Origin of the sequence: Nostoc sp. CHAB 5715 (assembly GCF_020829685.1) — a bacterium.
Lineage (GTDB): Bacteria > Cyanobacteriota > Cyanobacteriia > Cyanobacteriales > Nostocaceae > Nostoc.
The window spans coordinates 1-9569 of sequence record NZ_JAIVFR010000180.1 but is presented as its reverse complement, the minus strand read 5'-3'; the positions used below and the strand labels follow the sequence as shown (position 1 = coordinate 9569).

Sequence of the window (9569 nt, the reverse complement as noted above, 5' to 3'; positions counted from 1 at the left end):
CTCCCCTTTTGCTTGCATTGTGCTAGCATGATGATAAAACTCGACCAGGCGATCGCTTTTCCTCACTATAATATTCAACCCCAAAGTATTGGATGAGACTAAACATCTCGATACATCAGGGTTGGGGATGAGGTTCAGACTGTATTGCACCGAAGTCAGAATCGCTTGGAATGATTAAGTTGCGCGATCAATTTTTTGGACTTCTTCATCAGATAGTTTCACATTGATAGCTTGTGCTGAGTCTTCAATGCTAGAAACCTTGCTAGCACCAGGAATTGGCAAAATAGCGGGCGACTTGGAACGCAACCACGCCAAGACGATATTATATACTGAAACGCCTTTTTCTTTAGCTAAGTTAGCGATCGCAGGGATATCTTGTAAGTCTTGATGGCGACGCCTACCACCAAAGGGACTCCAAGGCAAAAACGTCAATCCTTGCTGTTGGCAATACTTCAACACACCGTCATTTTCTGGCTGTCGTTGCCAAGGGCTGTATTGATTCTGCACCGAGACAATATCCACTACATCCCGCGCCCGCTTAATTTGTTCAACGGAAAAGTTAGAAACTCCCACAAATCGAATTAAACCAGCTTCCACTGCTTCTTTAACTGGTGCAAGGGATTCTTCGATGGTGTAATTACTATCAGGAGAATGGTATTGCCAAACATCAATGGGTTTAGCACCACCCAACGCCTCAAAACTGACTCGAATTGTTTGGCGCAGATGTTCTGGGTTGCCATTACTTGTCCAGCTTCCATTGGGACGCATCAACCCGCCTTTAGTTGCCACAATTACTTGGCTAACATCGCCTTTGTAACTACTAAGTGCCTTGTGAATTAATCGCTCGTTGTGGTGCTTATCTGACTCATCTTTGCAGTAAGAATCGGCAGTGTCAATAAATGTAATACCCAAATCGAGGGCACGATGAATAACTTGGATTGATTCCGATTCGGGAGGGCGATTGGAGATTGACATAGGCATACTACCTAAAGCGATCGCACTCACAAAGATACCAGTTTTTCCTAGCTGTTTGGTTTCCATGCTTCTAGCTATAGCTTTCTGCCCCAATTATCTATCAGTTAGTCAAAGCTTTTTTAGCGATTGATCATAAATCCTCCCTGGTACTTAGACTTGGTGATCAGTGAATAATCCATAAGTGCAATACTCTACTCGGTGGTTAGGTATTAGACCTCTTGCATAAATCAAAAATAAGAACCCCACCCCCAACCCCTCCCCTTGCTAAGGGGAGGCAGGGTGGTTTCATACGAAAAAAGAAAAATACATAAGTCTTGATTTCTCGTTTTGTAGCATGGCTTTTTCCCTCTCTCCAAACCTCTCCCCCACGGGGGGAGAGGCTTTGAAACCCAGTTTTAGTTTTTCTCTGCTTGTATGAAACCACCCTGCTCCCCTTGCTAAGGGGAGGGGAGCTAAAGCGCAGCTTTGGCGGGGTGGGGTTCCGGGTATTATGCTTAATTGGCCGGATATGATATCACGGCATTGCATCGACTGACAATGGCATTGCATTGACTAACAATGGCATTGCATCGACTGACAATGGCATTGCATCAACTAGCAATGGCATTGTATCGACTGACAATGGCATTGTATCAACTAGCAATGGCATTGTATCGACTGACAATGGCATTGTATCAACTAGCAATGGCATTGCATCGACTAGCCAAGATGCTCCCACTACTTTTAAAAAGTATGATTTTCAAAATAGATGTGTTTATGTAGATTTGCTAATAAATTATGTATAAAGTAGCTACTAGCACTATATTGCAAAGTTGATAAAGCTGATGTAATTAACCAAAAATTCATTGAATTATGAAACCATTAGCATTAGGTAGTTCTTTGTTAGCTATTGTTGGATCGGTAGTCAGTTTAACACTGCCTGCAACAGCAATCAACGTAGCATACTTTGCTAAAACAACACAGAATCTTTTTTTGCCTACTATTGGAGGTGCAGAACTCAGACTAGCGGAAATTCCTCTTCCTCGTGGTCAGTGGATAGTTAATTATTCAGCTACAGCTGTAAACGGTGGAGCCAGCGACACAGTGCGATGCTATGTCCGCGCCAGAGAAACAGGTCAGATTCTTTCTGGACACGTAGCACAAGTTGGAGTAGAACCGGGTTCATCTTTGGCATCTACAATCAGTGGGGTTACACTCATTAATTTAAATGAGCCAACCACAATGGTTCTTACGTGTGTCCACGATGTCACTGGTAGGACACCTTACATTGATGCTGGTGCTGAGATAGCCGCTTACTAAGCTTACTAAGCAAGCCCTTAAAGGATGTTTGTAAAGTCTAATTTATTACTCGCCCTGGCGACTAGAAGTCGCGGCTACACAGACAAAACCCACCTCCGTGGGTTAGCAAGCCTTTGATTTTTCATGCTTTCCGTGTAGGCGGATTTCGTTTGTGTAGTAGCGAATTATATTCGCCCATTACTTTAAAACCTTATTGGGTTATAGCCGCGACTTCAGGATACTGGAGTCGTTTTGCTCGTTAACACAACCTAGTCAACTATAAATACCCACTTTGTCAGTTTGTTTAATTAAGCTATGTTTGGTAAATAAAATAAGTAGCCAGCCTATATGAGCGGCTGTTATTCCACACTTGACATAAAGCATTGTGAGTGCAAAACGTCTGCCAGAAACCATTGCCCATGTCAGAATTACTCGCCAATCCTGGCAACATGGCTTCCTTGAAGGTGAAGTGAATGCGGGTGAGTTTGAGTGGCATTTCCAGTGGCATTTTCGCCGGGGAGAGCTTGCCGTCAAGCCTTCCCAAGGTCGCGCCTTAATCAAAGAACCCCTCGGTCGATTTTTGGAGCAACAAGATTACCAGCTAGAACCTGGAGGAGACTATGCTTTTACCATTCGAGCAGAACTTTAGGAGTTAAGTAATCGGACAAAAGTATTTACAGTCATTGCGAGCGAAGCGAAGCAATCGCAAGGGCTAGGATTGCTTCATTCCGCTTCGCTGCATTCGCAATGACATTGTGTAATTAATTCTGTCTAACTACTTATAACTTGTGAAGATCAGCTAAAACACATCTTGAGAAATTGAGTTGTGCTGCTGTTCACTCGATTTTAAACTCTCCATTGAAAAGCACTACACGCCAACCATCAGGGTCTTCAATCGTTACGCTTTTGCCTTTCCAATAAGGGTTTTCTGGCTCCACTTCGGGATATCCCAAACTGGCAAGACGGTTTTTGATTTGTGCTATTTTTTCTAGATCGGGGATATACAGTACCAGTAAGTTGTCTTTTGTAGGAGCAAGACAGGTACTTCCAGTTTTATGAGTTGTAAATTCTAGGTGGTATTGAGCGTTGGGCAATCCAAACATGACTCCATCGTATCCATCATGCTCTGCAAACGAGTACAGCTTTCTCAATCCCAAGCCATCCTCGTAAAACTCAACCACTTTTGCCAGTTTGTCGGTTGGTCTAGCAATTCTAAACTGAACAGCGGGAAAATGTGTATTATTTGTGTTCATATTACCTTTTCATTCAACGGCAGAACAACAGACACAAAAAAGACAAGATGTGGCGCAGCTTAGTAACTCTTAACTATTGACCTTCACTCCTTACTCATCATTGCTGATTCAGTGAGGCGATTTAAGTATCTTTCAATCAAGAGGATGGCAACAATGTCATCTATTGGTCTTGGTGGCTGTCGCAGACCTTGTGGCAATAGCTTTATTAGCCCTTTGGGCGGGAACATTTGCCAATAGCGATCGCGTGCTTCTAAGGTTGTGTAGCGCTCATCCACTAAAATAATACTGAGCGGTTCTGTCAATTCCTGATATAATCTCTCTCTCCACTGCTTGGCTGTAGTTTGGTCGCCCATCACCATCAAAGAGATAGGAAACTTTTGACGCAGTGTCTCAATGGTAGCGATCGCCTCTTTTGCTAGCACGACCTGATGATAATACAATTGTCGATCCAGTCCCATCACCGCTAAACCACACTTATCTCGACCTGGATCAAACCCCAATATGACTGGTTGCGTTGGTGAAAATTCACGGAAAGTCATAATAAATTCAAAATTCAAAATTCAAAATTCAAAATTAAGGAATACAATTACAGTAAGCATTTTAGGTGCTGTTCAAATATGTTTAAATCTTAGTGTACAAATAACTTTTTAAGTACTAAAAATAATTTGTCCGTTGAGTATTGCCACTAATTTTACTCTCAATGGCCCGGCTGTATAAGTGTCCTCTGCTGCGATCGCTTTAATCTCCAATGGTTGATTATACTGTCTTAATTGGGTGAGAAAGCGCAGAAAAGTCCCTTCTACTTGCACATTTTCGACAATTCCGGCATTACGGGCACGAAATTGGGAAGCAGAAATCAGTATTTCTAGACGCTGCTGTAACTGATAGGATGTCATAATTTTGGAATCAGCAGTTGTTGTGGCCAGTACTGCGCCTCCCGAAAAAACCAATTGATTGCGGGCTGTATCGGCGAAAAATTCTATCTGCTTTTCTCCCCTGACATAATTACCAGCCGAGAAAATTCGCACCACGTATTCTTGACCATCGCCAATCTGCTTGCTCAATTGGTCAACCCTATCCTGGGTCACGCGCACTAACTCTACATTTGCAGTATTTGCCCCAGGTTCACTTAATTCGAGGTTAGCGTTGCGATTGGCTTCTTGTAAAAGTTGTATCACTGCCTGACGAGCAGCAGCAGGTTGGGTAACACGAATCACAGCAGCAGACAGAAGTTGACCGCGAACTAAGGCCAGCTTACCTAGACGCAGGTCGCGGTAGGACTGATAATATTTTTCCAACCTTGCAACTTCCATTTCTAGTTGCTCTTGTTGTGCTTCCAATTCTTTGAGGCGCGATTCCCGTTTAGCAATCACTTGCTCTCGCGCTGCAACTTCTACATTACGCTTTTGAATCAATTGATCGAGTTGGGAGATTTTTTGATCGCGCACTTCTATGGCTTCTTGACGATTAGCAAGTTCGCGATCGCGTTTTTCAATCGCTGTTTTGGCTTCGTCAATAGCTTTTTTAGCTTCAGCATACAGTCGTTGACGTTCTGTCTTCAGTAGTTCAACTGCCGCCTGTAGCTCCTTCCTCTGATTGTAAACGCTTTGCAATTCAGCTATAGCTTTTTGGTACTGAGTTACAACTTGTCCTAGCTGACCTTGTGTGCGTTGGAGTTGAGTTTGAGTTTGAGCTTGTTGACTAATGGTGCGGTTCAACTGAGCTTGTGTTTGGCGTTGTTTGGCATTCGCCGCCTGCAAATATTGATTAATTACCTGCAAGTCTTGTTGTGCTTTTGCTTGGGCAATTCTTGCTTGGTTTAGCTCACTCTCTACCTGACTTTTCTGAGTTTCTGCGGTTTTTAGCTGTTCCCGCTTCTGTCTGAGGTCTGTTTGAATATCTTCTAATTCAAAGACTCCCTTTCGTAAGCCTTCGTCGGCAGCGAATAAAATCCCTAATGTTGATGCTGAAATCAAACCACCCGTAAAAATAGTTACTAGTACAGCAGTATTTTTTGGACGAAGGTTAAAAAGTGAGAGGCGGGCTTTGCCAACTCGTGTGCCGATGCGATCGCCTACGGTTGCAATTACGCCTCCCAGAATTAAAATTGCTGCGATGAGGATGTATCCGGTGGTCATCTTTAGCTACCGAAATCCTTCCAGATACAGCCTACTACTTTTAAGCATTGTCTGAAAAGAAGTGGAAATTGGCAATAGCTGAAATTACTCAATTTTAGATTTACCTCTAGCTATTAGTGTCATTTTTCAAACAAAATAGAACACGCGCCGATTCCCCTTTCTCCAATTGATTTTATGTGAATTGCCTACTTAAGGTAACAGGTTTATGCACAGTAATTTTCTTTTTGTGGATAGAAATCATCTTTTTTTCACGCAAATCCCCTAGTAGCCTAGTAACAGTAACACGAGTTGAACCAATTGCTTCTGCGATCGCTTGATGAGATAACTTCAGATCAATTGTGATCCCATCTACACAAGGAACCCCAAAATCCCGACAAAGAATTAACAAAAAACTCACCAATCTAGAACCCATATCTCGGTGAGCGAGAGTTTCAATCATCATCTCCGTTTGTAAAATGCGCGAAGACAGACCTCGCAGCATTAACATTGATAATTCTGGATTTTCCTTGAGCGCTACCTCCACTTGTTCAATTGGTGCTGACAGTAATTCCGCAGGCGTAAATGCAACCGCATGGTAAAACCTATCCGACTTATTTCCCGTCAGCAATGACAATACACCAAAAACACTATTTTCCCGCAGCAGCGCTACCGTTATTTCCTCTCCTGCCTCGTACACCCTGGAAAGTTTAACAGCACCTTTCAAAAGAAAATAAACTCGTTCGGCAGGATCGCCAGGAAAAAAGATCGTTTTATTGCGTTCAAACGTTTCCACAACTGGCGGAAACGCCCCGGTCGCCATCTGACGAAATACATTTGCTAGGGCTTTATCTTGTGTCACGATCATCTCCCTTCCCCTACCCAATGCCGGAAAAACAAAAACTGATTACCTAAGAATACACCTGAAAAATGAATAAAGCACCGTCAACCTTTCTGTACTTTCCTATACTCAAACTAATCTCTTCATAACTCTTTGTTTATAATGATACATAATTGTTGATCCTTTCAGCTACAAATTGTTGATAAGTACTTCCAATAGCTGTATTAAAAAGGGTTTTTTAAAGAACAAATAAAGTTATTTTGAGAATATCTTTAGGAAAAATCAAGATTTTTGTCACAGCAAACACTCTTACCAATATTCATTTTTGCAAATCCTGTATAAAACAAAGACAAAACGTGCCTCAGATTCTAGTATGCTCCTAGATGATCGATCGCATTAACAATTTATATGCTAAATCTGACTGGAAAAAATGCTCTTGTTACAGGAATTGCCAATAACCGCTCGATCGCCTGGGGCATCGCCCAACAGCTGCATAAAGCCGGAGCAAACCTGGGTATTACCTATCTCCCCGATGAACGCGGCAAGATGGAGAAAAAAGTTGCGGAATTAGTAGAACCCCTCAACCCCAGCTTATTTCTTCCCTGTAATGTCCAAAATGATCAACAGATTCAATCTACCTTTGAGATAATCCGCGAAAAGTGGGGAAAGCTAGACATTCTCATCCATTGTCTTGCCTTTGCCAGCAAAGATGATTTGAGTGGAGATTTTAGCCAAACCTCTCGTTCTGGCTTCAACACCGCCTTAGAAATCAGTACCTACTCACTGGTGCAGTTAAGTGGTGCAGCTAAACCTTTGATGACAGAGGGAGGTAGTATCGTCACTTTGACGTATTTAGGCGGTGTCAGAGCAATCCCTAACTACAACGTTATGGGAGTTGCCAAGGCGGGGTTAGAAATGAGTGTGCGTTACTTGGCTGCTGAACTAGGGTCGCAAAATATCCGCGTTAATGCCATCTCCGCAGGCCCCATCCGCACTTTGGCATCTTCAGCAGTAGGTGGGATTTTGGATATGATTCATCATGTAGAAGAAGTAGCTCCCCTACGACGCACCGTAACTCAGCTAGAAGTGGGCAACGCTGCCGCTTTCTTATGTAGTGATTTGTCTAGCGGTATTACCGGACAAGTTCTATATGTAGATGCAGGATATGAAATTATGGGAATGTAAGATAATTTGGGGATGGGGCATTGGGCATTGAGTAAGCTAAACCACATCTAGTTTGCATATCTAAAATTTATATAACTCTTGTAGGGTGGGCATCTTGCCCGCCCTAATTATGCAATTTCAATGTGGAACAGCTTAATAAAATTCTTGCCCATGCCCCATTCCCCATTCCCCATTCCCCATTCCCCATTCCCCATGCCCCATGCCCCATGCCCCATTCCTATGCAAACCACCAAACTTAATTCAAACTACGACCAGTCAACTAAAACCCCTCGGATTGCCACTGTTCACCGCACCACTGGGGAAACTGCTGTGCAAGTTACTATCAATCTGGATGGTAGAGGAACTTGCACAGCAGCAACAGGCATTCCGTTTTTGGATCACATGCTGCATCAAATTGCTTCTCACGGGCTGATTGATATAGATGTCCAAGCCAAGGGGGACTGGGAAATTGATGACCATCACACCAACGAAGATGTAGGTATTACCTTGGGACAAGCCTTTAACCAAGCACTAGGCGACAGAAAAGGTATTGTCCGCTTTGGTAATTTTCTTGCGCCACTGGATGAAGCTTTAGTTCAGGTAGCGCTAGACTTTTCTGGACGCCCTCACCTCAGCTACGGCTTACAAATTCCTACTCAGCGTGTAGGAACCTATGACACCCAACTAGTGCGCGAATTTTTTGTGGCACTCGTGAATCATAGCCAAATGACACTGCACATTCGGCAACTGGATGGCATTAATTCCCATCACATTATTGAAGCTACATTTAAAGCCTTTGCGAGGGCAACACGGCTGGCGGTGGAAATCGACCCTCGTCGTGCTGGTCTAATTCCCAGTTCTAAAGGCGTTCTATGAAAGGAGTCAAATGGGGCATGGGGCATGGGGCACTTGTACTGAGCGACTTGTGCCGAGCGAAGCCGAGGTAAGTCGAAGTATTGGGCATTAGTCAATAATTAATAGTTATTCTTCCCCTGCTACCTCATCCCTCACTCCCCACTCCCCCTCCCCACTCCCCAGTTCACAATAATTGACACACTGCTCTGTGATGGTTATTATCAGCCTACTGGGTAATTAGTAATTGAACCGAGATGAAGTCTGTTGCAGATGACCCTGATTCTCAACTTAATAGGACGGACACTCCACCAGTAGTCCTGACTTCTGAGTTGCGAAAAGTCTATCGCACTGGTTTTTGGCTAAATCAAAAAGTCGTATCTCTCAAAAACTGTTCTTTAACAGTTTACAAAGGCGAAACCTTTGGGTTGCTGGGGCCAAACGGTGCTGGTAAAACCACCCTTTTAAAATTGTTGCTGGGAATTATTCGTCCTACCTCTGGACGGGGATTATTATTGGGTAAGCCAATAGGCGATCGCACTATCAAACAACATATCGGCTATCTGCCGGAAAATCCCTATTTGTATGACTATCTCACTGGCTGGGAATTTTTGCAACTAGCCGCCGGACTATTCCAAATTCCCCAAAGTGTCCAACGCCAACGCATTCCCCAACTGTTGGAATTAGTGGGTTTATCCCAAGCCGATGCCCGCAAAAAGCTGCTGCGTCGCTATTCTAAAGGAATGTTACAACGTGTTGGTATGGCACAGGCGCTAATTAACGAGCCAGATTTGGTTTTTCTGGATGAACCGATGTCTGGTCTTGATCCGGTGGGACGCTACCAAATGCGGGAAATTATCCTGGCGCTAAAAGCCGCTGGTAAGACGATTTTTTTCAACAGCCACGTTCTTAGTGAAGTAGAACAGATTTGCGATCGCATTGCCATCCTCGCTCAAGGTGAATTAATTTGCTCTGGTTCCCTCAATGAACTCTTAGGCAGAAACAACACATATCACGTCAAAGGTCAAGGTGGTGACTGGGAAATTCTTCAAAAATGGATACCCACTCTCAGATTTGAACCTGATGGTTCCT

General features: G+C 43.5%; 11 protein-coding genes. 5 read left to right on the top strand and 6 right to left on the bottom strand.

What is annotated here, in order from left to right; translation table 11 throughout:
• Positions 1 to 174: 174 nt before the first annotated feature.
• Both LC574_RS12175 and LC574_RS12170 read right to left on the bottom strand, forming a co-directional pair.
• Entirely contained in the window at positions 175 to 1041 is an 867-nt protein-coding gene (locus tag LC574_RS12175) for an aldo/keto reductase (RefSeq protein ID WP_229453757.1), read from the bottom strand.
• Positions 1042 to 1489: 448 nt separating this feature from the next.
• Positions 1490 to 1693 carry a hypothetical protein gene (locus LC574_RS12170; protein ID WP_229453756.1) on the bottom strand — a complete coding sequence of 68 codons (204 nt, stop codon included), beginning with the start codon at positions 1691 to 1693 and terminating at the stop codon, positions 1490 to 1492.
• Positions 1694 to 1827: 134 nt separating this feature from the next.
• Here LC574_RS12170 and LC574_RS12165 point away from each other — a divergent pair, with 134 nt between their 5' ends.
• Complete coding sequence (locus LC574_RS12165; RefSeq protein ID WP_229453755.1) at positions 1828 to 2274, top strand: hypothetical protein; 447 nt, start codon at positions 1828 to 1830, stop codon at positions 2272 to 2274.
• A 364-nt stretch (positions 2275 to 2638) separates the two neighbouring features.
• On the top strand, positions 2639 to 2902 hold the full coding sequence (locus LC574_RS12160; protein ID WP_118171445.1) for a DUF3146 family protein: 264 nt from the start codon (positions 2639 to 2641) through the stop codon (positions 2900 to 2902).
• Positions 2903 to 3089: 187 nt separating this feature from the next.
• On the opposite strand, the gene LC574_RS12155 is transcribed toward LC574_RS12160, so the two are convergent.
• The 4 genes from LC574_RS12155 to ntcA form a co-directional block, all read right to left on the bottom strand.
• Complete coding sequence (locus LC574_RS12155) at positions 3090 to 3506, bottom strand: VOC family protein (RefSeq protein WP_229453754.1); 417 nt, start codon at positions 3504 to 3506, stop codon at positions 3090 to 3092.
• A gap of 83 nt (positions 3507 to 3589) precedes the next feature.
• Entirely contained in the window at positions 3590 to 4045 is a 456-nt protein-coding gene (locus LC574_RS12150; protein ID WP_229453753.1) for a Holliday junction resolvase RuvX, read from the bottom strand.
• A 108-nt stretch (positions 4046 to 4153) separates the two neighbouring features.
• Positions 4154 to 5644: a DUF3084 domain-containing protein gene (locus LC574_RS12145; protein ID WP_229453752.1), complete on the bottom strand. Its 1491-nt coding sequence runs from the start codon at positions 5642 to 5644 to the stop codon at positions 4154 to 4156.
• A gap of 172 nt (positions 5645 to 5816) precedes the next feature.
• Positions 5817 to 6488 (bottom strand): global nitrogen regulator NtcA, encoded by a 672-nt coding sequence (gene ntcA, locus LC574_RS12140; protein ID WP_229453751.1) that lies wholly within the window; start codon positions 6486 to 6488, stop codon positions 5817 to 5819.
• A 381-nt stretch (positions 6489 to 6869) separates the two neighbouring features.
• Between ntcA and fabI the strand changes: the two genes are divergently transcribed.
• The 3 genes from fabI to LC574_RS12125 form a co-directional block, all read left to right on the top strand.
• Entirely contained in the window at positions 6870 to 7646 is a 777-nt protein-coding gene (gene fabI, locus LC574_RS12135; RefSeq protein ID WP_229453750.1) for an enoyl-ACP reductase FabI, read from the top strand.
• 219 nt (positions 7647 to 7865) lie between these two features.
• The gene (gene hisB / locus LC574_RS12130; protein ID WP_229453758.1) at positions 7866 to 8501 is read left to right on the top strand and encodes an imidazoleglycerol-phosphate dehydratase HisB; all 636 of its coding nucleotides are present in this window, start codon (positions 7866 to 7868) and stop codon (positions 8499 to 8501) included.
• A 233-nt stretch (positions 8502 to 8734) separates the two neighbouring features.
• Positions 8735 to 9569: ABC transporter ATP-binding protein (locus tag LC574_RS12125; protein ID WP_229453749.1), on the top strand; the 835-nt coding region annotated here is incomplete at its 3' end.

Bases quoted from the DNA above. Each gene is read 5' to 3' on its own strand.
- LC574_RS12175 (WP_229453757.1), bottom strand. From the start codon at position 1,041: ATGGAAACCAAACAGCTAGGAAAAACTGGTATCTTTGTGAGTGCGATC.
- LC574_RS12165 (WP_229453755.1), top strand. From the start codon at position 1,828: ATGAAACCATTAGCATTAGGTAGTTCTTTGTTAGCTATTGTTGGATCG.
- LC574_RS12155 (WP_229453754.1), bottom strand. From the start codon at position 3,506: ATGAACACAAATAATACACATTTTCCCGCTGTTCAGTTTAGAATTGCT.
- LC574_RS12150 (WP_229453753.1), bottom strand. From the start codon at position 4,045: ATGACTTTCCGTGAATTTTCACCAACGCAACCAGTCATATTGGGGTTT.
- LC574_RS12145 (WP_229453752.1), bottom strand. From the start codon at position 5,644: ATGACCACCGGATACATCCTCATCGCAGCAATTTTAATTCTGGGAGGC.
- ntcA (WP_229453751.1), bottom strand. From the start codon at position 6,488: ATGATCGTGACACAAGATAAAGCCCTAGCAAATGTATTTCGTCAGATG.
- fabI (WP_229453750.1), top strand. From the start codon at position 6,870: ATGCTAAATCTGACTGGAAAAAATGCTCTTGTTACAGGAATTGCCAAT.
- hisB (WP_229453758.1), top strand. From the start codon at position 7,866: ATGCAAACCACCAAACTTAATTCAAACTACGACCAGTCAACTAAAACC.